Source organism: Cricetibacter osteomyelitidis (assembly GCF_004340985.1).
Lineage (GTDB): Bacteria > Pseudomonadota > Gammaproteobacteria > Enterobacterales > Pasteurellaceae > Cricetibacter > Cricetibacter osteomyelitidis.
Map to the genome: position 1 here is coordinate 15,565 of NZ_SLYB01000021.1, position 25,760 is coordinate 41,324.

At 41.0% G+C, this 25,760-nt stretch carries 25 protein-coding genes and 1 tRNA gene; 13 read left to right on the plus strand and 13 right to left on the minus strand.

Translation table 11 applies throughout. From position 1 onward, the window contains the following. Nucleotides 1-8: 8 nt before the first annotated feature. Nucleotides 9-1,061: a galactose-1-phosphate uridylyltransferase gene (gene galT, locus EDC44_RS09400; protein ID WP_131977917.1), complete on the minus strand. Its 1,053-nt coding sequence runs from the start codon at nucleotides 1,059-1,061 to the stop codon at nucleotides 9-11. Between the two features lie 407 nt (nucleotides 1,062-1,468). Between galT and EDC44_RS09405 the strand changes: the two genes are divergently transcribed. The 4 genes from EDC44_RS09405 (at nucleotide 1,469) to mglC (ending at nucleotide 6,301) form a co-directional block, all read left to right on the plus strand. After that, nucleotides 1,469-2,473: a substrate-binding domain-containing protein gene (locus EDC44_RS09405; RefSeq protein ID WP_341538959.1), complete on the plus strand. Its 1,005-nt coding sequence runs from the start codon at nucleotides 1,469-1,471 to the stop codon at nucleotides 2,471-2,473. Nucleotides 2,474-2,672: 199 nt separating this feature from the next. After that, nucleotides 2,673-3,665: a galactose/glucose ABC transporter substrate-binding protein MglB gene (mglB, locus tag EDC44_RS09410; RefSeq protein ID WP_131977923.1), complete on the plus strand. Its 993-nt coding sequence runs from the start codon at nucleotides 2,673-2,675 to the stop codon at nucleotides 3,663-3,665. Between the two features lie 90 nt (nucleotides 3,666-3,755). Beyond that, nucleotides 3,756-5,273, plus strand: coding sequence for a galactose/methyl galactoside ABC transporter ATP-binding protein MglA (gene mglA / locus EDC44_RS09415; protein ID WP_131977926.1), 1,518 nt, complete (start codon nucleotides 3,756-3,758; stop codon nucleotides 5,271-5,273). Nucleotides 5,274-5,290: 17 nt separating this feature from the next. After that, the gene (mglC, locus tag EDC44_RS09420) at nucleotides 5,291-6,301 is read left to right on the plus strand and encodes a galactose/methyl galactoside ABC transporter permease MglC (protein WP_131977929.1); all 1,011 of its coding nucleotides are present in this window, start codon (nucleotides 5,291-5,293) and stop codon (nucleotides 6,299-6,301) included. Between the two features lie 37 nt (nucleotides 6,302-6,338). Here mglC and tadA read toward each other — a convergent pair whose 3' ends face one another. From tadA to htpG, 3 genes are all read right to left on the minus strand, one after another. Then, on the minus strand, nucleotides 6,339-6,830 hold the full coding sequence (tadA, locus tag EDC44_RS09425; RefSeq protein WP_131977932.1) for a tRNA adenosine(34) deaminase TadA: 492 nt from the start codon (nucleotides 6,828-6,830) through the stop codon (nucleotides 6,339-6,341). A gap of 75 nt (nucleotides 6,831-6,905) precedes the next feature. Further along, entirely contained in the window at nucleotides 6,906-7,148 is a 243-nt protein-coding gene (locus tag EDC44_RS09430; protein WP_131977935.1) for a DUF5339 family protein, read from the minus strand. 154 nt (nucleotides 7,149-7,302) lie between these two features. Further along, nucleotides 7,303-9,186: a molecular chaperone HtpG gene (htpG, locus tag EDC44_RS09435; protein ID WP_131977938.1), complete on the minus strand. Its 1,884-nt coding sequence runs from the start codon at nucleotides 9,184-9,186 to the stop codon at nucleotides 7,303-7,305. Between the two features lie 189 nt (nucleotides 9,187-9,375). Between htpG and metK the strand changes: the two genes are divergently transcribed. From metK to EDC44_RS09455, 4 genes are all read left to right on the plus strand, one after another. Continuing rightward, entirely contained in the window at nucleotides 9,376-10,530 is a 1,155-nt protein-coding gene (gene metK / locus EDC44_RS09440) for a methionine adenosyltransferase (protein WP_131977941.1), read from the plus strand. An 81-nt stretch (nucleotides 10,531-10,611) separates the two neighbouring features. Continuing rightward, nucleotides 10,612-11,085, plus strand: a complete 474-nt coding sequence (locus tag EDC44_RS09445) for a SprT family zinc-dependent metalloprotease (protein WP_131977944.1) — start codon at nucleotides 10,612-10,614, stop codon at nucleotides 11,083-11,085. A 76-nt stretch (nucleotides 11,086-11,161) separates the two neighbouring features. Next, nucleotides 11,162-11,728, plus strand: coding sequence for an opacity family porin (locus EDC44_RS09450; protein WP_131977947.1), 567 nt, complete (start codon nucleotides 11,162-11,164; stop codon nucleotides 11,726-11,728). 65 nt (nucleotides 11,729-11,793) lie between these two features. Further along, nucleotides 11,794-12,939, plus strand: coding sequence for a 5-methyltetrahydropteroyltriglutamate--homocysteine S-methyltransferase (locus EDC44_RS09455; protein WP_131977950.1), 1,146 nt, complete (start codon nucleotides 11,794-11,796; stop codon nucleotides 12,937-12,939). Nucleotides 12,940-12,990: 51 nt separating this feature from the next. Here EDC44_RS09455 and mpl read toward each other — a convergent pair whose 3' ends face one another. Then, a complete protein-coding gene (mpl, locus tag EDC44_RS09460; RefSeq protein WP_131977953.1) occupies nucleotides 12,991-14,358 on the minus strand; it encodes a UDP-N-acetylmuramate:L-alanyl-gamma-D-glutamyl-meso-diaminopimelate ligase in 1,368 nt (455 codons plus the stop codon). A gap of 156 nt (nucleotides 14,359-14,514) precedes the next feature. Between mpl and fbp the strand changes: the two genes are divergently transcribed. Further along, nucleotides 14,515-15,519, plus strand: a complete 1,005-nt coding sequence (gene fbp / locus EDC44_RS09465; RefSeq protein ID WP_131977956.1) for a class 1 fructose-bisphosphatase — start codon at nucleotides 14,515-14,517, stop codon at nucleotides 15,517-15,519. Between the two features lie 42 nt (nucleotides 15,520-15,561). Here the strand turns inward: fbp and modA are convergent, their stop codons facing one another. Then, the gene (modA, locus tag EDC44_RS09470) at nucleotides 15,562-16,317 is read right to left on the minus strand and encodes a molybdate ABC transporter substrate-binding protein (protein WP_131977959.1); all 756 of its coding nucleotides are present in this window, start codon (nucleotides 16,315-16,317) and stop codon (nucleotides 15,562-15,564) included. Between the two features lie 119 nt (nucleotides 16,318-16,436). Here modA and EDC44_RS09475 point away from each other — a divergent pair, with 119 nt between their 5' ends. After that, nucleotides 16,437-17,213: a TOBE domain-containing protein gene (locus tag EDC44_RS09475; protein WP_131977962.1), complete on the plus strand. Its 777-nt coding sequence runs from the start codon at nucleotides 16,437-16,439 to the stop codon at nucleotides 17,211-17,213. 48 nt (nucleotides 17,214-17,261) lie between these two features. Further along, entirely contained in the window at nucleotides 17,262-17,429 is a 168-nt protein-coding gene (locus EDC44_RS09480; protein ID WP_424276108.1) for a glycine zipper 2TM domain-containing protein, read from the plus strand. A gap of 60 nt (nucleotides 17,430-17,489) precedes the next feature. Here EDC44_RS09480 and glyS read toward each other — a convergent pair whose 3' ends face one another. The 5 genes from glyS to dauA form a co-directional block, all read right to left on the minus strand. Continuing rightward, the gene (glyS, locus tag EDC44_RS09485; RefSeq protein ID WP_131977968.1) at nucleotides 17,490-19,559 is read right to left on the minus strand and encodes a glycine--tRNA ligase subunit beta; all 2,070 of its coding nucleotides are present in this window, start codon (nucleotides 19,557-19,559) and stop codon (nucleotides 17,490-17,492) included. A gap of 33 nt (nucleotides 19,560-19,592) precedes the next feature. Next, nucleotides 19,593-19,856 (minus strand): hypothetical protein, encoded by a 264-nt coding sequence (locus tag EDC44_RS09490; protein WP_131977971.1) that lies wholly within the window; start codon nucleotides 19,854-19,856, stop codon nucleotides 19,593-19,595. A 1-nt stretch (nucleotide 19,857) separates the two neighbouring features. Continuing rightward, the gene (locus EDC44_RS09495) at nucleotides 19,858-20,508 is read right to left on the minus strand and encodes an FABP family protein (RefSeq protein WP_131977974.1); all 651 of its coding nucleotides are present in this window, start codon (nucleotides 20,506-20,508) and stop codon (nucleotides 19,858-19,860) included. 72 nt (nucleotides 20,509-20,580) lie between these two features. Continuing rightward, the gene (gene glyQ / locus EDC44_RS09500; protein ID WP_131977977.1) at nucleotides 20,581-21,489 is read right to left on the minus strand and encodes a glycine--tRNA ligase subunit alpha; all 909 of its coding nucleotides are present in this window, start codon (nucleotides 21,487-21,489) and stop codon (nucleotides 20,581-20,583) included. Between the two features lie 143 nt (nucleotides 21,490-21,632). After that, a complete protein-coding gene (dauA, locus tag EDC44_RS09505) occupies nucleotides 21,633-23,375 on the minus strand; it encodes a C4-dicarboxylic acid transporter DauA (RefSeq protein ID WP_131977980.1) in 1,743 nt (580 codons plus the stop codon). Nucleotides 23,376-23,522: 147 nt separating this feature from the next. On the opposite strand from dauA, the gene EDC44_RS09510 reads away from it, so the two are divergent. Then, nucleotides 23,523-23,612 (plus strand) — tRNA-Ser (locus EDC44_RS09510). Between the two features lie 105 nt (nucleotides 23,613-23,717). Here the strand turns inward: EDC44_RS09510 and EDC44_RS09515 are convergent. Together EDC44_RS09515 and EDC44_RS09520 are read right to left on the minus strand one after the other, a co-directional pair. After that, nucleotides 23,718-24,077: a rhodanese-like domain-containing protein gene (locus EDC44_RS09515; protein ID WP_131977983.1), complete on the minus strand. Its 360-nt coding sequence runs from the start codon at nucleotides 24,075-24,077 to the stop codon at nucleotides 23,718-23,720. A gap of 33 nt (nucleotides 24,078-24,110) precedes the next feature. After that, nucleotides 24,111-24,452, minus strand: coding sequence for a carboxymuconolactone decarboxylase family protein (locus EDC44_RS09520; protein WP_131977986.1), 342 nt, complete (start codon nucleotides 24,450-24,452; stop codon nucleotides 24,111-24,113). Nucleotides 24,453-24,635: 183 nt separating this feature from the next. Here EDC44_RS09520 and pflA point away from each other — a divergent pair, with 183 nt between their 5' ends. Next, the gene (pflA, locus tag EDC44_RS09525) at nucleotides 24,636-25,418 is read left to right on the plus strand and encodes a pyruvate formate lyase 1-activating protein (protein ID WP_131977989.1); all 783 of its coding nucleotides are present in this window, start codon (nucleotides 24,636-24,638) and stop codon (nucleotides 25,416-25,418) included. The last annotated feature ends 342 nt before the right edge of the window (nucleotides 25,419-25,760 follow it).

The window sequence follows — 25,760 nt, forward strand, 5'->3', positions numbered from 1 at the left end:
TTTTTCATTTATACTTGACGTTCTTTATAATGCACTTCGCTTAATGCTCTTAAACGTTCAGCCGCTTGTTCTGCGGTTAAATCCCGTTGGCTTTCGCCCAACATTTCATAACCCACCATAAATTTACGTACTGTGGCAGAACGTAATAACGGCGGATAGAAATGAGCGTGCAATTGCCAGTGTTCATTATCATCATTATTAAACGGTGCAGCGTGGAAGCCCATTGAATATGGGAAAGAAATCTCAAACAGATTATCGTAACGGCAGGTGAGTTTTTTCAATGCTAAGGCTAAATCCGCAGATTGAACATCGGTTAAATCCGTTAAGCGTTTCACGTGAGCTTTCGGCAATAATAAGGTTTCAAACGGCCACATTGCCCAATAAGGCACAACCGCCACCCAATGTTCGGTTTCCACAACAATGCGTTCTTTTAATTCAAGTTCCCGTTTAACATAATCCACTAACAATACGGAACCTTGTTCTTTCAGATAGTTGCGTTGCATTTCATCTTCACGAGCCACTTCGTTAGGTAAAAAGCTGTTCGCCCAGATTTGACCGTGCGGATGAGGATTGGAACATCCCATAACCGCACCTTTGTTCTCAAAGATCTGTACCCATTGATATTGTTGACCTAATTCCGCAAGCTGTTCTTGCCACACTTGAATGACTTGCTGAATTTCCGGCACAGTGAGTTGCGGCAAGGTTTTGCTATGATCCGGTGAAAAACAAATTACTCTACTTTCACCACGGGCTTGCGAGCTCTGGAATAATGGATCTGTCGGTGCTTGCGGAGCCGGTGTATCCGGCAATAATGCGGAGAAGTCATTTTTAAACACAAAAGGCTTGGTATACGCCGGATTTTGTTCACCGGTAATACGTTGATTACTCGGGCATAAATAACAGTTCGGGTCATGAGAAGGTTTCTGCTCTTCCGCCGTTTTTTCTTGCTGCCCCTGCCACGGTCGTTTAGTACGATGTGGCGATACCAACACATATTGCCCTGTTAAGGGATTATAACGACGATGAGGATGCTCTGTGGGTTCAAATAATTCGGTTGTCATAAAATCACCTTTGACACTTAATGTAAGCGATTACAAATTTCTATAATATAAGATACCATATTTTTAAATACAAACCGTGAAGCAGATCACAAAACAGGAAAATATTTAATAAAACTTTAGTAATTCTTGGAGTAATACATCATAATTTGATAAATGAAACGGTTACATTTTAATTTCTAACCACATTTTTTTCGTACATAAAAACAACAAAATAAGTTCAAATAACAACCTAAAAAATATTATAAATAAGTATCTCATATATATTTATCTAAAATAATACACTTATTCGTTCAATTTATATCAAATAATTAAATTTTGTGATATAGATTACACTTTTGAAAGTAACCGCTTTCACAACTTATTAAATTGGGTATATTATATGATATGTGTATATTTATTTACGGGAGATGACGATGATTACTATTAGAGATGTGGCAAAAAGTGCCGGGGTTTCTGTCGCGACAGTATCGCGCGTGTTAAATAACCATAGTTCAATTACCGATAAAACCCGTATTGCCGTAATGAATGCCGTTAATATATTAGGTTATCAACCGAATGCTAATGCTCAGGCGTTGGCTTCACAAAGCTCGGATACTATCGGTGTTGTGGTAACCGATGTAACCGATCCGTTTTTTGCCATTCTCGTTAAGGCGGTGGATCAAGTCGCTGCGGAACACAGTAAAACCATTTTAATCGGTATCGGTTATCATAATGCGGAGAAAGAAAAATTAGCTATTGATACTCTTCTGAGAAAGCGTTGCAGCTGTCTGGTCGTTCATTCTAAAGCTTTAAACAATGAAGCTTTAATTGATTATTTAGATCGTGTGCCGGGCATGGTGATTATTAACCGCATAATTCCAAACTATGAATCCCGCTGTGTCAGTTTAGATAATCAAAAAGGCACATTTTTAGCCACGGAAACTTTGATTCGTTTAGGTCATAAGCATATCGGTTACATCGGTTCTACTCATCTAATTACCGATGAAACCGAAAGAAAATCGGGATATTTGACCGCACTTTCTCAATATGGCTTACCGCTTCAAGAGCACGCTATTGCCAAAGGTTCGCCGGATTTTGAAGGCGGTGAAGAAGCAATGATCAACTTGCTCAGTTACAATTCCAATTTAACCGCAGTGGTGGCTTATAACGATTCCATGGCTGCCGGTGCACTTTCCGTATTAAATGAAAATAATATTTTGGTACCAAATCAATTCTCGATTATTGGTTTCGATGATATGCCGATTGCCAAATATCTTATTCCAAAACTCACAACAATTCGATATCCTATTGATTTAATGGCAAATTATGCAGCAAAACTGGCTCTTAGTCTGACTGATGATAACTTTCAAAAACCAAGTCATATTCAATTTAACCCGACTTTGGTACGCCGTTTCTCTGTTGAAAACAGATGATTTTTTGTTCAACTGATAACATTTTTACAAAAATTTTATGTAATCGTTTTCATTAATGTGAGTAAGATCACGTTTTTTTTCTTTAAAAAAAGATATTCTTACTTCAATTACTCAAGGGTGGTTGATTGCAGACCTTTTCACTGATGGGTAATTTTGATGTTTCCGTCCTTAATTACATAGCAATATGGAGAATTCTAGTATGAAAAAACAAGTATTAAGTGCTGTTGCGTTGGCAATTGGTTTAGGTGCAATGAGCACTTTTGTACAAGCCGAAGACCGTATCGGTGTCACCATTTATAAATATGATGATAACTTTATGGCATTAATGCGTAAAGAAATCAATAAAGAAGCGGAAAATTACAAAGATGTGAAATTATTGATGAATGACTCACAAAATGCACAATCCATTCAAAACGACCAAGTTGACGTTTTGCTTTCTAAAGGGGTGAAGGCATTAGCAATCAATTTAGTTGACCCTTCCGCCGCACCAACCATTATCGGCAAAGCCAAACCGGACGAATTACCTATCGTATTCTTTAATAAAGACCCTGGTTCTAAAGCTATCGCCAGCTATGATAAAGCCTATTATGTAGGTACTGATCCGAAAGAATCCGGCGTTATTCAAGGCGATTTGGTGGCAAAACAATGGAAAGCCAATCCGGCTCTTGATTTAAACAAAGACGGTAAAATTCAATTTGTTTTATTAAAAGGCGAACCGGGTCACCCGGATGCGGAAGCCCGTACCAAATATGTCATTGATGAATTAAACAAACAAGGCATTGAAACCGAACAGTTACATATGGATGCGGCTTTATGGGATGCGGCTTTGGCAAAAGATAAAGTAGATGCATGGTTATCCGGCCCGAATAAAGACAAAATCGAAGTAATTATTTCTAACAACGACGGTATGGCAATGGGGGCATTGGAAGCGACGCGTGCTCACGGTAAAAAACTCCCGATTTTCGGCGTGGACGCTTTACCTGAAGTGTTACAACTCATCAAAAAAGGCGAAATTGCAGGTACCGTGCTTAACGACGGCGTAAACCAAGGTAAAGCGGTTGTCCAACTTGCTCAAAACCTGGCTGCGGGTAAACCTGCCGGTGAAGGTACTAATTGGGTAATTGAAGAACGTGTTGTTCGCGTGCCTTATGTAGGTGTGGATAAAGATAACTTAGATGAATTTCTAAAATAATTATTCAAATATAATAAAACTTAGGGGCGTAGAAATACGTCCCATCATCAGAATTATCAGCCTTATAGCAAGGTAAGTTAAGAGTTGGATATGACACAACAAATAAAAAGTCAACCAGGTGAAGTGTTACTTACAATGACCGATGTCAGCAAATCCTTTCCCGGTGTAAAAGCACTCGATCATGCAAATCTCACCGTTCGTTCTCACTCTGTTCATGCCCTAATGGGGGAAAATGGTGCGGGGAAATCTACGTTGCTCAAATGTTTATTCGGTATTTATAGCAAAGACGAAGGTGAAATTTTATTTCTAGGCAATCCCGTCAATTTTAAAACATCGAAAGAAGCACTTGAGAATGGGATTTCAATGGTACATCAAGAATTAAACTTGGTGCGTCAAACAAGGGTTATGGATAATTTATGGTTAGGACGTTATCCCGGCGGTATTTTTATCGATCACGGTAAAATGTATCGTGATACCAAAGCCATTTTTGAAGAATTGGATATTGATATCGATCCGAAAGAAAAAGTTGCTAATTTATCCGTATCACAAATGCAAATGATTGAAATTGCCAAAGCATTTTCTTACAACGCCAAAATCGTAATCATGGATGAACCGACATCATCCTTATCGGAAAAAGAAGTAAATCACTTATTTACGATTATTGAAAAACTTAAAAATCGTGGTTGCGGTATCGTTTATATCTCACACAAAATGGATGAAATTTTCAAAATTTGTGATGAAATCACCATTTTACGTGACGGCAAATGGATCAATACGGTTGCAGTAAAAGATGTCACTATGGATCAAGTTGTAGCCATGATGGTAGGTCGCGAACTCACCCAACGTTTTCCGGCAAAAACCAATGAACCTAAAGAAGTGATTTTGCAAGTGGAACATTTGACCGCTAAAAATCAACCGTCAATTCAAGATATTTCCTTTGAATTACGTAAAGGCGAAATTCTCGGTGTGGCCGGTCTGGTCGGTGCAAAACGGACAGATATCGTAGAAACAATTTTCGGCGTACGAGAGAAAAAATCCGGTACTATCAAGCTGCACGATAAAGAAATGAAAAATCGTACCGCACTTGAAGCCATTAATAACGGTTTTGCCCTAGTGACGGAAGAACGTCGTTCCACAGGAATTTACGCCAATCTCAGTATTGAATTTAACTCGTTGATTTCAAATATGAAATCTTATCTCGGAAAATTCGGTTTATTGAGTAATCAAAAAATGCGAAGTGACACGCAATGGGTAATCGATTCAATGAACGTTAAAACGCCTTCGCATAAAACCAATATCGGATCACTGTCCGGCGGTAACCAACAAAAAGTGGTTATCGGTCGCTGGTTACTCACTCAACCGGAAATATTAATGTTGGATGAGCCGACCCGCGGTATCGATGTGGGAGCAAAATTTGAGATTTATCAGCTTATTATTGAATTAGCGAAAAAAGATAAAGGCATTATTATGATTTCATCGGAAATGCCCGAATTACTCGGCGTTACCGATCGCATTTTAGTTATGAGCAACGGCAAATTGGCAGGTATTGTGGAAACGGCAAAAACCACACAGGAAGAAATCCTGCAACTTGCTGCAAAATATTTATAATTACAGGGGAACTGATTATGTCGGCCTTACAATCAAACAAAACTTTAGACTTTCTAAAACAAAATGCCATTTATTTTGTATTATTGATTTTGCTTGGAGTGATTATTTCACAAGATCCAACATTCTTGAACTTAATGAACTTCAGTAACATTCTGACCCAATCCTCTGTACGTCTGATCATTGCTCTCGGTATCGCAGGCCTTCTGGTAGTACAAGGTACAGACTTATCCGCCGGTCGCCAAGTGGGTTTAGCCGCGGTAATTTCCGCCACCATGTTGCAAGCTATGGATAACATGAACCGTGTATTCCCTGACTTAGGCGAATTACCGATTCCTTTAGTCATTCTGACAGTTTGTGCCATCGGGGCCGTCATTGGTTTAGTGAACGGCTTTATTGTGGCGGTATTAAACGTAACACCGTTTATCGCTACAATGGGCACAATGATCATCGTTTACGGTATCAACTCACTTTACTATGATGCCGTAGGTGCTTCACCAATTGCCGGTTTCAGCGAAAGTTTCACCAACTTTACACAAGGTTTCTTCCGAATCGGCGGATTTAAGTTATCTTATATCACAATTTATGCTATTATTGCCACGATCTTAATGTGGACACTTTGGAACAAAACCCGCTTTGGTAAAAACATCTTTGCTATCGGTGGCAACCCGGAAGCGGCTCGTGTATCCGGTGTAAACGTGGTTCGTAACCTGCTGATGATCTACACGCTTGCCGGTGCATTCTATGGTTTCGGCGGTTTATTAGAAGCGGGTCGTATCGGTTCCGCTACCAATAACCTAGGATTTATGTATGAGTTAGATGCCATTGCGGCTTGTGTAGTAGGCGGTGTATCTTTTGCCGGCGGTATTGGTACAATTGTTGGGGTGGTCACCGGAGTAATTATCTTTACGGTAATTAACTATGGTTTGACCTATATCGGCGTAAACCCATACTGGCAATATATTATCAAAGGTTCAATTATTATCTTGGCGGTTGCTATTGACTCATTGAAATATGCGAAGAAAAAATAACTGAAAATTCCACAAAAAATTACCGCACTTTAGGCTATTAAAGTGCGGTTTGTTTTTCCAATTTTTTCTCAGCTCGTCGTTTTTGAAAAAACGCACTCAGCTTTTGACTGCACTCATCCTGCAACACACCCGCGGTGACTTCAATGGTATGATTCATTTTATAATCATCAAAAAAATGAAAACGGGATCCTACCGCACCGGTTTTATAATCTGCCGCACCAAATACCAAACGTTTAATACGGCTATGTAAAATCGCTCCGGCACACATTGTACAAGGTTCTAACGTCACATAAAGCGTGGTATTGAGTAAACGATAATTTTGCACATTTTTTGCTCCATTACGTAATGCGATGATTTCTGCGTGAGCGGTGGGATCCGACGCGATAATGGATAAATTCCAACCTTCACCAATAATATTGCCGTTCTCATCTACCAACACAGCGCCTACAGGAATTTCCCCCGCTTGTTCGGCTTTGTCTGCCAAATCTAAGGCATAACGCATAAATTTTTCATCTAATTCTGACCGCACTTTTGTTTCTTTCCTTTTAATTTTTTTATCCACAAAAAAGCCGGACAATTGTCCGGCTGAAATTATAACCCTATATTACATTTTAGGCATTTGTTTTAGCTGTTCCATTGCTTGTTCGCAAGCCATTTTTTGTGAGGCTGTCGGCATACTAGCCATTTGTTGCTTACTGGCTTCCATTTGCTGTTTTACTGCCTCCGGTGCTTTAGCCACATATTCATCAACTGCTTTGAAATATGCTTCACAAGACGGATCCAAATCGGCGGCATTTGCTGAAACCGCGACTAAACCTAATACTGCGGATAACATTAATTTTTTCATAGAAAACCTCTATTGTTTAATTTCAATAAATGAACACTACAACCACTGTTGTAGCTATCTCATTGTATATAAAAAAAATAGTTCAAACAAGTAGACCGTTTATAGGGGGCAATTAACAATAGGGACAAGGCATCGCCTTGTCCCTACATAAACATTAACCCAACAATTTATTCACACGTTTAATAAACGCAGTCGGATTTTCCAAGCTGCCGCGTTCTGCCAGAATTGCTTGCTCAAATAACAATTCAGTCCAATCGGCAAATTCGGCTTCGTCTGCTAAATCCGCTACTTTTTTCACTAAATGATGTTCCGGATTCAATTCAAACGTATATTTCACTTCCGGCACAGACTGCCCTGCTGCCGCAAATAATTTCGCCATTTGCGTAGTCATTTGATCGTTATCCGTGGAAACCACTGCCGGAGTGTCCGTTAAACGATGGGTTAAACGCACATCTTTTACGCGTTCACCTAACAGTGTTTTTACTCGTTCCACAAAACCGGCGAATGCTTTGTCCTGTTCTTTTTGGCTTTCCTCTTGCTCTTTATCCGCTAAATCGCCTAAATCCAAATCTGCTTTGCTGATGGTTTGCAACGGTTTGCCGTCAAATTCCGTTAAATAGCTTAACATCCATTCGTCAATACGATCGGAAAGCAACAACACCTCGATGCCTTTTTTGTTGAACAATTCCAAGTGCGGTGAATTTTTCGCTGCAATATAGCTGTCCGCCGTGATGTAATAAATGGCTTTTTGCCCCTCTTTCATTCGGCCGACATAATCCTCCAATGACACTGTTTGTTCGCTGCTGTCATTGTGAGTGGAGGCAAAACGCAATAATTTTGCAATAGTTTCTTTGTTGGCAAAATCCTCTGCCGGACCTTCTTTCAACACCAAACCGAATTGCTGCCAGAATTGTTGATATTGTGCGACATCATCTTTCGCCAATTTTTCCAACATTTGCAATGACCGTTTGGTTAAGGCTTTACGTAAGGCTTGAGTAACTTTATTATCCTGCAGAATTTCACGGGATACATTCAGCGGCAAGTCATTGCTGTCGATTAAACCACGCATAAAACGCAGGTAATTCGGCATAAACTGCTCTGCATCATCCATAATAAACACACGCTGCACATAAAGTTTCAAGCCGTGTTTATGTTCACGATTGAATAAATCCCACGGTGCTTTGCCCGGCACATAAAGCAAACTGGTGTATTCTTGATTACCTTCCACTTTATTGTGTGCCCATAACAACGGATCGGCAAAATCGTGGCTTAAATGTTTATAAAATTCTTTATATTCGTCATCAGAAATGTCATTTTTGGCACGCGTCCATAAGGCTTGAGCTTTATTGATTTTTTCCCACTTAATGCCGGTTTCTTTGCCTTCGTCATCATATTCTTTAGTGAGAATTTCCACCGGCAGACCGATATGATCGGAATATTTACCGATGATTTCACGCAAACGCCACTCATTTAAAAACTCTTTTTCATCATCACGCAAATGCAAAGTGATTTCCGTACCGCGGGATTTTTTCTCAATATCCGCCACAGTGTAATCCCCTTCGCCGGCGGATTCCCACAGCACACCTTTATCCGCACTTTCACCTGCCGCACGGGTTTTCACACTTACTTTATCCGCTACAATGAATGCCGAGTAAAAACCTACACCGAACTGCCCGATTAATTGACTGTCTTTTGCCTGATCGCTACCAAGTGTGGTCAAAAATTCTTTAGTTCCGGATTTAGCAATCGTCCCCAAATGATCGATAGCCTGTTCGCGGGTCATCCCGATACCGTTATCATTAATGGTGATCGTGCCTTTATCCGCATCAAAACTGATACGCACTTTTAAATCACCGTCACCTTCATATAATTCCGGTGCGGATAAGGCTTTAAAACGCAGTTTATCTGCCGCATCCGACGCGTTGGAAATCAATTCGCGTAAAAAAATCTCTTTATTGGAATAAAGAGAGTGGATCATTAGTTGTAATAATTGTTTCACTTCGGACTGAAATCCGCGAGTTTCTTGATTTTGACTCATTGTTGTATCCTTTTGATTTTCATTAACAATGCAGTCTATATAGGAACAAAAAATAAAATTTCAAGAAAACTGACCGCACTTTTTAAATAAAAATAAGAGAAAAATTTGCTTTTTTGGTCGAAAAGCGTATTATAGCCGTCTAAACATCTACACTTCTGTAAAATAAAGTAAATTTAAAAGAGAAAAAGAATGGCTACACACTTATTTACATCCGAATCCGTTTCTGAAGGGCATCCTGATAAAATCGCCGATCAAATTTCTGATGCGGTGCTAGACGAAATTTTAAAACAAGACCCGAAAGCACGCGTCGCTTGCGAAACCTATGTAAAAACCGGTATGGCCTTAGTGGGCGGTGAAATCACCACATCAGCGTGGGTGGATATCGAAAACCTTGCCCGCCAAGTGATTTGCGACATCGGTTACACCACATCGGAAATGGGCTTTGACGGCCATTCTTGTGCGGTATTAAACGCTATCGGCAAACAATCATCCGACATCAATCAAGGCGTGGATCGTGCCAACCCATTAGAACAAGGTGCGGGCGACCAAGGCATTATGTTCGGCTATGCCACCAATGAAACCGATGTATTAATGCCGGCAGCGATTACTTACGCTCACCGTTTAATGGAACGTCAAGCGGAAGTGCGTAAAAACGGTCGATTAAACTGGTTACGCCCGGATGCAAAAAGCCAAGTGACCTTAAAATATGTGGACGGCAAAATTGAAGGTGTGGATGCCGTAGTGCTTTCCACTCAGCACGCAGACAGCATCAACCAGAAAGACTTGCACGAAGCGGTGATGGAAGAAATCATCAAACCGGTGTTACCAAGCAAATGGTTATCCAAAAACACAAAATATTTCATCAATCCGACCGGCCGTTTTGTCATTGGCGGTCCAATGGGCGACTGCGGTTTAACCGGTCGTAAAATTATTGTGGACACCTACGGCGGTGCAGCCCGTCACGGCGGCGGTGCATTTTCCGGCAAAGATCCGTCAAAAGTTGACCGCTCTGCTGCTTATGCCGCTCGTTATGTCGCAAAAAATATCGTAGCCGCAGGCTTGGCAGATCGTTGTGAAATTCAACTTTCTTACGCTATCGGCGTAGCAGAACCTACATCAATTATGCTCGAAACCTTCGGCACAGCCAAAGTAAGCGAAGATTTATTGGTGACATTAGTTCGTGAACATTTTGATTTACGCCCTTACGGTTTAATTAAAATGCTGGATTTAATCCAACCGATTTACCGCCAAACCGCGGCATACGGTCACTTCGGTCGCGAACAATTCCCATGGGAAAAAACGGATCGTGCCGATGAATTAAGAAGTGCGGCGGGTTTGAAATAATTTTTTTAATCTTATTTTTAAAGGGTAAACTAGGTTTGCCCTTATTTTTTCATTATGGATACTCAATTTCGCATATTCAAAATGCAGGTGCTGCGGCGGCTAACTCACTGTCTGCAACTTGCCGAACAGCATTTCTGCCGTAAATTTTCAATGCCGGAAATTTGCTATGATTTACGAGGGACAAAAGCCGGTGTGGCTTATTTGCAAAAAAATTTAATCAAATTAAACCGCACTTTACTGCAGGAAAATCCAAATGAATTTATTCACCAAACCGTGCCGCACGAATTGGCTCATTTGATTGTGTATCAAGTCTTTGGTCGCGTTAAACCGCACGGACAAGAATGGCAGGCAGTAATGACGAAAATTTTTAATCTGCCCGCAGATACATGCCATCAATTTGATGTAGAAAGTGTGCAAGGACAAACCTTTTCGTATCGCTGCCAATGCCAAATTCATCAGTTATCAATCCGTCGCCATAACAAAATTCAGCGGGAAAGTGCGGTGTATTTTTGTCGAAAATGTAAAGCGCCGTTGAAATACGAATTATCAATGTAGAACAACAAGATAAATTATGCTACACTCCATTTGCCTTAAACCATATTAATTAATCTGAACACACAAGGAGTTTGTTATGAAAAAGACATTACTAGCAGTCGTTTTAGGCACTTTAACCATCGCAACCACCGCTAACGCAAATTGGTACGTACAAGGTGATTTAGGCGTTTCAAAAACTGAAATTCAGGATGCCGATATTAAAAAAACGCATTTTGAACCACGTATTAGTGTCGGTTATAAACTTCAAGATTTCCGCTTAGCTTTAGATTATACACATTATAAAAATCTTACTGATAACTATGGTATTGCAGGTGTTAAAGGAAATTCAGAAACTAAAATTCGTGGTATCGGGCTTTCTGCTATTTATGATATTCCGGTGGAAATATCGGTTAAACCTTATGTTGGTGTACGTTTAGCAATTAACCGTTTAGAATTAGAAGATAATTACATAGAAAACAGTACTGCAAATTACGATAGCTATAAAGAAACCGGCCTTGGTTATGGTGCTGTTGTTGGTGTTCAATATCCATTAATCCAAAACCTTCATTTGAATGCAGGATTAGAATATAACCGTTTAGGTAAAATTGATGATGCTAAAGTCAATAACTACGGTGCTAAAGTCGGTCTTCGTTACGACTTCTAATTGCTTGTCATTCCTAAAGTGCGGTCGAATTTGACCGCACTTTTGCATTAAAAATAAGGAACAATATGTCTAAACTATTTGCAAACGCACAACCCAGAACTCAAGCTCCGTTTCGTAATGACATCGTGGGGAGTTTTTTACGTCCGGAATCATTAAAACTTGCTCGCCAACAATGTGCCTGCGGTGATATTTCTTGCGCTGACCTAACCAAAGTGGAAGATGAGGAAATCGCCAAACTGGTAGAACACCAAAAAGCGGTGGCTTTACACGCAGTAACAGACGGTGAATTTCGTCGTGCTTTCTGGCATTTGGATTTCTTAGCCGCATTAGAGGGTGTGGAGGAAGTGGATGCAGAAAAATTTTCCGTACAATTCAAACATCACAGTGTTCGTCCGAAAACCTTAAAAATTGTGGATAAAATCGGTTTTTCCGATAATCACCCGTTCTTACAACATTATCGTTCACTGCAACAAATTGCCGGCGATTTTCCGGTAAAATATACGATTCCGTCACCATCAATGCTACATTTGATTTGTACCGTACGTGCCACAGACTATCAACCGATTCACCGTTATAAAGATAATAATCAACAGTTATTGGACGATATTGCCGCTGCCTATAAAAGTGCGGTACAAAAATTCTATGATTTGGGGTGCCGCAACCTACAATTAGACGACACCAGCTGGGGCGAACTCTGCTCCGAAGAAAAACGTGCCGCATATCAAGAACGCGGATTCGATTTGGCGCAATTGGCTAAAGATTATGTCTATTTAATCAATCGTGCCATTGCAGATCGTCCGAAGGATATGGTTATCACCATGCACATCTGTCGCGGTAACTTCCGCTCGACGTGGTTCTCTTCCGGTGGCTATGAACCGGTGGCTGAGGAATTATTCGGCAACTGCAAAATTAACGGTTTCTTCTTAGAATACGACAGTGACCGCTCCGGTGATTTCAAACCATTACGATTCATTAAAGATCAACAAGTGGTATTAGGCTTAGTTACCTCTAAAGACGGTACATTAGAAGATAAAAATGATATTATCACCCGCATCAAAGAAGCGGCAGAATACGTGGATATCAATCAACTTTGCTTAAGCCCGCAATGCGGTTTTGCCTCCACCGAAGAAGGTAATATTCTCACCGAACAACAGCAATGGGATAAACTCAACTTTATTCGGGAAATCGCAGAAGAAGTTTGGGGTAAATAAAAATAAAGGACGGCAAATGCTGTCCTTTATTTTTCATTTCATATATGTTAGCTATTTTTCCGCTAATTTATCCAGCAACTTCTGATGAATGCCGCCAAAACTACCGTTACTCATAACGAGAATATGATCATCTGCTTGGGCCTCTGCTACAATCATATCCACTAATTTATCCAAATCGGCTGTCCAATATGCCGGCTGAACACATTGCTTGGCGATTTCTGCCACATCCCATGAAATATTATCCGGCTGCAAGAAGAATGCCTGATCGGCACGACCTAATGCCGGAGCGATTTCATCTTTATGCACGCCCATTTTCATGGTATTGGAACGAGGTTCTAATACGGCAAAAATGCGTTTTGCCCCCCCCACTTTATCGCGAAGTGCGGTTAATGTGGCAAGAATTTCTGCCGGGTGGTGTGCAAAATCATCATAAACGGTGACACCGTTAACTTCGCCCTTCACTTCCAAACGCCGGTTGGCATTCACAAAAGTTGCTAAAGCCTTGGCGGAATCTTGGATACCGATACCTGCGTGATACGCGGCGGCAATAGCCATTAATGCATTGTGCATATTGTGTTGCCCCACAATATTCCAATGCACTTCAGCGGCTTTTTCACCCTGATGAAATACGGCAAACTGCGTGCTGTCATCAGTAATGCGTTCTGCATACCATTCTTGATCTTTGCCTAAAAATTGCTGTTCAGACCAACAGCCCATGGCTAAGGTATCCTGCACGCTCTGCTCTACTTTCACCGATAAAATACGACCGCTGGCAGAAATGGTACGAATCATATGATGGAATTGGCGTTGAATGGCGTGCAAATCATCAAAAATATCTGCGTGATCGAAACCGATATTATTAATAATCAAGGTTTTTGGGTTGTAATGCACAAATTTGGAGCGTTTATCGAAAAATGCCGTATCGTATTCATCCGCTTCAATAACAAAATATTGACTGCCGCCTAAACGGGCAGATACGCCGAAATTTCCCGCAATTCCTCCGATTAAAAACCCCGGATTTAAACCGTTTTGTTCCAAAATCCATGTCAACATTCCCGTAGTCGTGGTTTTGCCGTGCGTGCCGGATACGGCAAACACCCAGCGATCACGTAATAAATGATCATGCAACCATTGCGGACCGGAAGTGAACGGCAGATTATTTTCCAAGACATATTCCACGCAAGGATTGCCGCGTTTCATCGCATTACCGATAATCACTAAATCCGGCGCAGGCTGTAATTGAGAAACGTCAAAGTGCAGTATGATTTCTACCCCATTTTTCTCTAAAAAAGTGCTCATCGGCGGATATACATTGGTATCCGAACCGGTCACTTTATAGCCCATTTGTTTCGCAATTATCGCTATGCCGCCCATAAAAGTGCCGCACACACCTAAAATATGGATATGTTTTGTTTTCATAACTTATTGTCCGTTAATACTTTATTTGAAGTGTGACGTAGATCACAGAATTAAAATTCTTTTATTACATCGCTTTCGCACCGAAAATCAGGTTCTTATAATAAAGCAGTCGTGCATATTGCACAACCAAATTAAGAATTTAATCAAGGAAAAATTATGAAAACATTAGGTGAGTTTATTATTGAAAAACAAGCGGATTACCCCAATGCCAAAGGGGCGTTAAGCGGTATTTTGTCATCGATACGATTGGCAGCGAAAATCATTCACCGCGATATTAATAAAGCAGGTTTAACCAATAATATTCTCGGTGGTTCCGGCGTAGAAAACGTGCAAGGCGAAGCACAAATGAAACTGGATCTGTTTGCACACGATACTATTAAAAATGCTTTAATGGCTCGTGAAGATGTGGCAGGGTTTGCATCTGAAGAAGAAGAGAATTTTATTGCGTTTGATACGGAACGGGGGCGTAATGCCAAATATATTATTTTAACGGATCCATTGGACGGTTCATCAAATATTGACGTGAATGTCTCTGTAGGCACAATTTTTTCTATTTATCACCGTGTTTCGCCAATCGGTACGCCGGTCACTATAGAAGATTTTATGCAACCGGGTAATCAGCAAGTGGCGGCGGGCTATGTGGTGTACGGTTCATCTACCATGTTGGTTTATACTACCGGCCACGGCGTAAACGGATTTACTTACGAGCCGTCATTGGGTACGTTTTATCTTTCTCATGAAAATATTAAATTCCCGGAAACAGGTAAAATTTATTCCATCAATGAAGGTCAATATTTACGCTTCCCAATGGGTGTAAAAAAATATATTAAATACTGTCAGGAAGATGATCCAGCGACTAATCGTCCTTATACCTCACGTTATATCGGTTCACTGGTTTCCGACTTCCACCGTAATATGCTCAAGGGTGGTGTTTATATTTATCCGAGTGCCACCAATTATCCGAAAGGTAAACTGCGTTTGTTATATGAAGGCAATCCGATGGCATTCTTAGCCGAGCAGGCGGGCGGATTGGCATTAGACGGTTATAATCGCATTTTAGATATCCAACCTACCGCACTACATCAGCGCGTGCCATTATTTGTAGGATCGAAATCAATGGTAGAAAAAACAAAAGACTTTATGTTGGAGTTTGGTGAGTAAAATCCAAAAGGGCGTATCTTGTCATACGCCCAATTTTTTTAGTTATTTCACTGAAAAACCATATTTTTCAAAAACTTTCTTAACTTCCGGTGATTCTAAATAAGTTAAAAAAGTGCGATTTTCCGCATTATCATGATCTTTTAATATCGCTGCCGGATATTCCACCGCTTTATAGCTATCGGTAGGAAATTCGCCTACCACTTTGACTTTTTCTGTGGCTTTTGCATCCGTACCATATACGATACCATATGGTGCTTCTGCACGCTCAACTAAAGCTAATGCGGCTCGTACGTCTTTTGCTTTGGCAAGTTTATCGCTTACAAAATCCCATAAATTGAGTTTCGTCAATGCCTCCTTCGCATAGATACCGGCAGGCACATGATCAGGATCGCCCACTGATAGATAGTTGTTTTTTAAATTATTGATCCACTGGCCTTGAGCAATATCCACTTTCATTTCTTTGCTGTCCGTCGGTGCAATTAACACAAGCGAGTTGCCGACTAACACTTTTTCAGTGTCTTTCACGGTTAATCCTTTTTCGGATAAATAATTCATCCATTTAGTATTAGCAGAAATAAATAAATCTGCCGGAGCACCTTGTTCAATTTGCTTCGCCAACGTAGATGATGATGCAAAAGAAAACACGATTTCTTCTTGCGGATTAGTTTTTTTATATTCTGTCGCAACATCTTGTAGTGCATTTGTCATTGAAGCAGCGGCAAAAACAGTTATTTTAGCTTGTGCCACTCCTGTGGTCAGCAAAAGTGCGGTTAAAACGGCAGTCATTTTTGATTTCATAGCATCTCCTTAATATATCAACAAATTATGTAAAACATTATATAACGAATATATAAACAAAAGCTACATATCAAACAAAAATTATTCTAAAATAACTAAAAAGTTTACGGAGTAAAGTTATGTTAGAAAGTGAAATTTTATTGACGATAAAATTACAACAACAGTTATTTGTTGACCCTAAACGCATTAAATTATTAAAGGAAATCCAACAATGCGGTTCGATTAATCAAGCGGCCAAAAATGCCAAAGTCAGCTATAAAAGTGCATGGGATCATCTACAAGCGATGAATGAAATAAGTCCGCATCCACTGTTGGAACGCAATACCGGCGGTAAAAACGGCGGTGGTACCTCACTCACCACATACGCGTTGAGATTATTACAACTCTATGATTTTCTTCAACAAACTCAAGAAAAAGCATTTGCAGTACTACAAGATGAAAATGTGCCGTTGGAAAGCCTGCTTTCTGCTACGGCTCGTTTTTCTTTGCAAAGCAGTGCACGTAATCAATTAATCGGCAATATTAATAAACTCACTTATGAACACGGTAAATGCTTGGTTGAAGTTCGCATTGGAGGATTAATCGAACCGCTTTATGCGGAAATTACCGAAAAAAGTGCGGTGCGTTTACAATTAGTTTCCGACAAAGAAATTATGCTGATGATCAAAGCACCTTGGATAAAAATCATAAAAAATACAGAAAAAAATGAACAAACGTTCAAAAATCTGGTCAAAGGGAATGTTACAGAAGTAACTGGCAAGGACAAGAATGAAGTTATCATCGATCTCGGTAATAATATAGAAATTTGTGCTATTGCCGATGAGAATATTAGCCAAGGCGAACAAGTGTGGATCCATATCGAACCGGATCAAATCGTACTAGCAACCTTATTATAATTAGAGGTATTTATGAAAAACATCTTAATAAAATCAGTATTAATCGCAATGTTAGGTGCATCAATCGTAGGCTGTTCTAATATGGATAGACAGCAAAAAAATACCGCAGTCGGTGCAGCAATCGGCGGTGCAGCCGGTGCGATTATCGGTGACAGTACCGGTGCAACCCTTGGTGGTGCGGCATTAGGCGGTTTAATCGGTAGTCAGGTGCGTTAATTTATCAAAACATAAAAAAAGCGATTTTAATTGAAATCGCTTTTTCGTTTTATCATCTTGTTACTGCAACAACGAAATATCCGCTGCTTGCAAAAATAAATTACGCAAAGTATTTAAAATCGCTAAACGATTTTGACGTAATTTTTCATCATCCGCATTCACCATCACATTTTCAAAGAAATTGTCCACAGTTTCACGCAAACTCGCCAAACGATCTAATGCAGTTTGGTAGTCCCCTTGTGCAAAGATAGGTTGTAATTCGCTTTGCAGTTTTTCCACTTGTTCCGCCAATGCGATTTCTGCCGATTCTACGCATAAAGTGCGGTCGATTTTATCTGAAATTTTACCTTCCACTTTCGCTAGAATATTGCTTACACGTTTATTCGCAGCGGCTAAGGCTTCGGCTGAATCTAAGGTGCGAAAATGAGCCACTGCACGTACGCGGTCATCAAAATCCGCAGGACGGGTCGGACGGCGAGCCAATACCGCTTGAATAACATCCACCGCAATACCTTCATCTTGATACCAAGCACGGAAACGGCCGAGCATAAAATCCACTACATCCGCAATCACATTTTCATTAGTGAGCTTATCGCCATAAAGTGCGGTGGATTTTTCCACTAAATCCGTTAAATCCAGTGGTAATTTTTTCTCTACGATAATACGCAGCACGCCTAATGCGGCACGACGCAAGGCAAACGGATCTTTATCCCCTTTCGGATGCTGACCGATGCCGAAAATACCGGTTAAAGTATCGATTTTATCCGCTAATGCCACAGAACAAGCCACTAAAGAATGCGGTAACTCATCACCCGCAAAGCGTGGCATATATTGTTCGTTTAAAGCAATTGCCACTTCTTCATCTTCACCGTCGTGACGCGCATAGTGCATTCCCATTACGCCTTGGGTGTCGGTAAATTCAAACACCATATTGGTTATTAAATCGCATTTTGACAGCAATCCTGCACGTTTGGCTTTCGCTTCATCTGCACCGATTTGTTGTGCGATAATACCGCTTAACTGCTCTACTCGAGCGGTTTTATCACGCAATGTGCCCAGCTGTTGTTGGAATAACACGGTTTCCAAATGCGGTAATTTGTCTTCCAAACGCTGTTTTAAATCGGTTTTAAAGAAAAATTCTGCATCAGACAAACGCGGACGCACCACTTTTTCGTTTCCTTCAATAATCGCACTTGGATCTTGCGGATTAATGTTCGATACGAAAATAAAGTGCGGTAATAATTTGCCGTTTTTATCATAAATCGGGAAATATTTCTGATCGCCTTTCATGGTATAAACCAAGGCTTCCGCCGGTACTGCTAAGAAACGTTCTTCAAACTTTGCCGTCAACACATTCGGAAATTCCACCAAGGACGTTACTTCATCCAACAGGCTTTCTTCAATATCAGCCACACCGCCTAATTCAGCCGCTGCTTTTTCCGTATTTTGACGGATCTTATCTTTACGTGCCTGGAAATCCGCAATCACTAAACCGCGATCCGCTAAAATTTGCGGATATTGATCCGCACTTTGGATCTCAAATTCGCTCTCGCCCATAAAACGGTGACCACGAATAATACGGGCTGATTTCACGCCGAGAATTTCACCGTTAATCAATTCATCGCCGAACAATAATGTCACGGTATGTACCGGACGAATAAATTGCACGGTTTTATCCGCCCAACGCATCGGTTTTGGAATCGGTAATTTCGCCAAGGCATTGGCAGTTAAATCCGCTAAAACCGCTTTGGCATTTTGCCCTTCGATCACGGCACGATACACCAGCCATTCGCCTTTATCAGTGGCAACACGTTCTGCCTGCTCCACCGTAATACCGCAACCCCGGGCCCACCCTTCCGCGGCTTTGGTCGGTTTGCCTTCCGCATCAAATGCCTGAGCTACCGCCGGCCCGCGTTTTTCGATTTCTTTATTCGGCTGCCGAGTCAAAAGTGCGGTCACTTTTAATGCCAAACGACGCGGTGTCGCAAACCACTCAATTTTATCAAAAGTCAATCCCGCTTGATTTAACTCTTGTTCCATATTCTCTGCAAAAGCAGTGGCTAATTTTTTGAGTGCCTTCGGTGGCAGCTCTTCAGTGCCGATTTCGGCTAGGAAGTTTTGTGTTGTCATTGTTTTTCTCTTTCAAGATCAAATTTAGTCAACTTAACTAAAAATACGTTCTAATTCATTAGGTTCAAAAATAATCTCACCGCTTTCCAACACCAATGCCGGGATACCGATATAGCCTTTTGCTTTACGTTCTGCAAAAGCCGGTGCGTTATCACGAATTGCTAAAAAGCGTTTTAAATTCGGCATGTAGTCAGAAATATTTGCTGCCTCATACTCAATATTCAGTTCCGCTAATTTCGCCACAAACGGCGGTGTATCCGGACATTTATCACTAAAATATAATACGGGTTTTGTCATTTTATTGTCCTTTTTGTTCCGCAAGTGCGGTTGGATTTAATACCGGTTCGCCGATTTTGCTCAAACGATTGCGGTCTTTATGATGGAAAGGTTCATCGTAATTCGGAATGCTCATTACCGTATCTTGTTCATAAGACCAAGTGCCGTCGTTATTGATTTTAACCGTGATCGTATAGCTTTCAGTGGTAAAGTTTTGCTCTAAAAACGGGTTAGAAATAATGCCGTTGGTGAGCGAACCACGCACTGCCGTTAAAGTAAATTCTTTATCATCCGCTTTAGCATTACCGGTTGCCATTAAGGTTTGCCCGCGCGGAATACTCAAAGTTAACAATAAGTTTCCTGTTGCAGGTTCCCATAACCAGTAACCCACCTGATCGTGAAAGGTTTCAACGTTATCCGGCTGTACTACGTGAAGGTGATAACGCAAGCCATAGAACAATTGCGGACCATTGGTTTGTGCATCAATAGGATGCAGTTCGATATGCTCAATATAAGGATCCTTTTCCGCACCTTCCGCTTTGGGGTTGATATCCACACCGCGTTTTCCTTCCCAAATTCCCGCCATTGCCGCAAGAGGTCCCAGATTTTTTAAAGTATTGATATCGGTGTCCGCTTCAGTATAAATATCATCAGGGTATTGATGTGCTGTCATATTGTGTCCTTGTTTTCTTAGAAAGTGCGGTGAGTTTTAAAAATTTTTAATAAAAGCCACCGCACTTTATTATTATTTTTTACAACCCGGAAAACCTAACGCTTCGCGGCTGGCGTAATAGGCTTCTGCCACACCTTTGGTTAAGGCTCGGATGCGTAAAATATAGCGTTGGCGTTCCGTTACCGAAATCGCTTTGCGAGCATCCAACATATTAAAGCTGTGTGCCGCTTTTAAAATACGTTCGTAAGCCGGTAGCGGTAAAGGTTTCTCTAACTCTAATAAAGACTTCGCTTCTTTTTCGTACTGCTCAAAAGCGTGGAATAAAAAATCCGTGTCCGCATATTCAAAATTATAGGTGGACTGCTCTACTTCGTTTTGGTGGAACACATCGCCGTAAGTCGTTTTGCCTAACGGACCATCAGACCATATCAAATCATAAACAGAATCCACACCTTGAATATACATTGCCAAACGTTCTAAACCATAGGTGATTTCGCCGGTCACCGGTTTGCATTCCAAACCGCCCACTTGTTGAAAATAGGTAAATTGGGTCACTTCCATTCCGTTCAGCCACACTTCCCAACCTAATCCCCACGCACCTAAAGTCGGGTTTTCCCAGTTGTCTTCAACGAAACGAATATCGTTTTGAGTCGGATCAAAACCGAGCATTTTCAAACTATCTAAATACAATTCTTGAATATTGTCCGGTGACGGTTTGATGACCACTTGGAATTGATAATAATGCTGCAAACGGTTTGGATTTTCGCCATAACGGCCGTCAGTCGGACGACGTGAAGGCTGAACGTAAGCAAATGCCATTGGTTCGGGGCCTAATGCACGCAGTGCTGTCATTGGGTGGGATGTCCCCGCACCAACTTCCATATCAAACGGCTGCACCACTGTACACCCCACATTCGCCCAATATTCTTGCAGTGCCAGAATCATACCTTGAAAGGTTTTTACATTAAATTTGCTCATAATTTTTTGTACGTTGATTAAATGAATAGAAAAATGCGGTTTATTATACGGGAAAACCCACTATTTTTATAGAAGGAAACGAAAAAAAGTGCGGTGATAAAAAACAACGTTTTTATATAAAAATCTCACCGCACTTGAACTGTTAATTAGGCTTCTGTTTTTTCAAATTCGCGAATTTTATTAAACGCTTCCGTTAAATCCGAAGCAAAATTGATTTTTTTGATCTCTTTCACTGAACCGGCTTTTACTAATGCCCGCAATGGTTGGAACTGCATATTGCACATATAAAGCTGTTGATGTGGCAGCATACTTTGCACAAAACGGGTTAAGGCGTGAATCCCGCCGGTATCCAACACCGTCACCGCATCGCATTGCAATACAATGTGTTTGATTTCATGATCCGTGTGCACGGTTTTATCGTGCAGATCGGCAAACAGATTATCGGCGGCAGCAAAAAATAGCGGACCACTGATGCGATACACTAATACGTCCTGCAAATCATCGGGATGAGCCAATTCAAATGAACGGGTCATTTCCGCAATAGTACGGATAAATAACAAACTCGCCAATAACACACCCACAGTAATTGCAATCACCATATCGAAAATCACAGTCAGCACCAAACAAGTGAGCAAGACAGCAATTTCATTACGGCCGGAACGACGAATCAGTTGGATAATTTGCTGTACGTTCGCCATATTCCACGCCACCACCAACAGCAAAGCGGCCATTGATGAAAGTGGCAAATAAGATAAGGCTTTAGCAAAGAATAACAAGGCAAATAACACTAATAATGCGTGGAATACGCTGGCTAAAGGCGATACCCCACCGGCTTTTACATTCGCCGCAGAACGGGCAATGGCGGCGGTGGCCGTAATTCCGCCTAAAAACGGCGATGCGATATTGCCTAAACCTTGAGCCAATAATTCATTATTGGAATGGTGTTTGGTGCCGGTCATATTATCCAATACTACTGCACATAACAACGATTCAATCGCCCCCAAAGCAGCCATTGAAAAGGCGGCAGGTAACAGCGTTTGAATAGCGACAAAATCCCACTTCACGATTTCGCCATTCGCATTCGGGATATTCCAAGGCAAGGCAAAATCCGGTAATACATTCGGGATGCCGTAGCCCGTTGTGCCATCCGGTAAAGTATATTGAAAAGCCGATCCGATTGTAGCAACATCAAGATTCCAATAGCCCAATGCCTGAGCCAAAATCGTAGCAATAATCACAGCCGGCAAATGCCCCGGAATCGGTAAACGCAGACGACGCCACTGAGTCAACACGATTAATGTCACCACGCCGACTGCGGTATCCGCCCAGTTTATTGTCGAAAGTGCGGTGAAAATTGTTTGAACTTTTTCAATATAATGAGCGGGCATTTCGCTGATTTGCAAACCAAGAAAATCTTTGATCTGCAAGGTAGCAATCACAATCCCGATCCCACAGGTGAAACCAAGCGTTACCGGCAGTGGAATATATTCAATCAACCGCCCTAAACGAAACAACGCCATTAATACCAGAATCACCCCGGACAGCAGTGTTGCCATCAACAAACCGCTTAAACCGAATTGCTGTGTCACAGGATATAAAATCACCACAAAAGCCGCGGTGGGTCCGGAAATATTAAAACGGGAACCTCCGGTTAACGCAATGATAATGCCGGCAACAATGGCGGTATATAGCCCGTGTTGCGGCGGTACACCGCTGGCGATAGCCAGTGCCATTGATAACGGAATAGCGATAATTCCTACGGTCCCCCCCGCAATAAGATCTTTAACTAAATGTTTACTGCTATAGCCTGCGCGAAAAGCATCTTTCAGTGCACTGAAGGGTTTTACTGCAAGAAACACGTTTTTATTTAAAAACCACTTATGTAACATACATTTTTAGAAGATTGAAATAAAGATTGTCGTATTTTACGCCAATTAAAAAATAAAAAAATGAGATAGCTCAAAAAAAACTTGACTAATTAAAGGGAAATCCATATAGTTTGCACCCTAATCACTGCAATGTGGTTTATTCAATATGGTGAGGTGTCCGAGTGGTTGAAGGAGCACGCCTGGAAAGCGTGTATGTGCGAAAGTGCATCAAGGGTTCGAATCCCTTCCTCACCGCCATTATTCAATTCCCCGATATCAAATTTTTTCTCTAAAAACTCAATAAAAAAGAATTGAGTGTCATTAGATCACTCAATTCCAGATAACATAACCAGATAATTTTTATTATTGAATTTCTTGTTTACGCAAATCCTCATAACTGCCGTGATTTATCACATTGGTATAACCTAAATTTTTTAATTCGATCAACGCAAGTTCGGCACGACGTCCTGAACGACAATACACATTAATCGGCGCATTTTTATTCGGTTCGATTTGAGCAATTTCAGCGGCTAATTTGTCATGCGCAATATTTAATGCACCTTGAATATGCCCACTGTTAAATTCTTCCGCTGAACGTACATCAATCCATACTCCCGCAGCTTTTTGCGTTTGCATTTGAAGCTGTTCCTGAGTTTCAGCCTGTGTAGGCATTGTCATTAATGCCGCTACACTGCTTATAGCCACAAATAACCACTTTTTCATCAGTTACCTCCAACGTTTATCTGTTTTTATCAATTAACGCTGAGTTTCCACGGCTTCTAAAGCCCGTAACGCATAAGTATAGGCAGCACCCGCATTAAGTGAAATGGCAGTTGCCAATGCACCGGCAATTTCGCTGTCTGTGGCACCGGCTTTTGCCGCCGCCGCAGCGTGTACACTAATACAGCTTTCACAGCGAGTGGTAATCGCAACGGCAATGGCAATTAATTCACGAGTTTTGGCATCCAACGCTTCTGCCGCGGCAGCCTGCTCTAATGCACCGTAAGCCTGTAACATTTTCGGGTGATTTTTACCTAACTCACCAAACGATTTTTTCACAAGTGCGGTGTGTTCCGGCCAATTTTTAAATTCTGACATAATAATCTCCTTGTTGTTTGTTATACGGGTTCTATTATTACAAATATTGCTTTGATGTTATCACTAAATAGTCTCAATTATTAACCCAAAAGTCTTAATTATTCATTTTGATCCATCGTTTTTTGTTACACTTTGGTGTAAAATTCAACATAATTTTAAACTTTCTACTTTTTGGTAAAAATTATGTCAGAAACCGAAATTGCAGTGAAAAATCTCTCAATATCCGAACCGGTTAAAGGCCGTATTCACTCTTTTGAATCCTGCGGTACCGTGGATGGTCCCGGTATTCGTTTTATTTTGTTTTTACAGGGCTGTTTAATGCGTTGTAAATACTGCCACAATCGAGATACCTGGGATTTGCACGATGGAAAAGAAATCACCGTTGACGAATTAATGAAAGAAGTGGTCACTTATAAACACTTTATGAAAGCTACCGGCGGCGGGGTAACGGCTTCCGGTGGTGAAGCTATTTTGCAGCCGAAATTTGTACGCGATTGGTTCCGAGCCTGTAAAAAAGAAGGCATTGGCACCTGCCTTGATACTAACGGCTATGTACGCCGTTATGATCCCGTGATTGATGAATTATTGGATGTCACGGATTTGGTAATGTTGGATTTGAAAGAATTAAATGATGAAATCCACCAGAAGCTCATTGGCGTGCCGAATAAACGGGTATTAGAATTTGCTCAATATTTACAGAAACGCAATCAACGCACCTGGATCCGTTATGTGGTTGTGCCGGGCTGGACGGATGATGACGATTCGGTACATCGCTTAGGGCAATTTATCAAAGGAATGACCAATATCGAAAAAGTCGAATTGTTGCCTTATCACCGTTTAGGTCAACATAAATGGGAAACCTTAGGTGAAAAATATGAATTGGCTGATGTCAATCCGCCAAGCAAAGAATCTTTAGAGCATATAAAAAAAATTCTAGAAAGTTACGGTCATACAATAAAATTCTAGAATAATCACAAAAGTAACCGCACTTTGATCTCATCAAGTGCGGTGTTTTTTTGAAAAATTTTACAAACGGATAGCAGCGACTATTTAAATTGGTTTTATCAATTCGGCTTGTTTCCATAACGCGACTACAATGGTTGGCAAATAATCCGGAAGTGATATGATTGTACAACCGATTTGCGAGGTGTGTGAAGCAATGAAAAATAAAGAATAATAAAAAAACAGGAAATCACTTATGTCAGAAAAAATGCTCTGGGCCGGTTATTACCGGCGATTCTATCAAACCGACCCGAACACCCATCATTTTGGCTATTGCCTGGCTTTTGCGCAAGGTCGGGATGATTT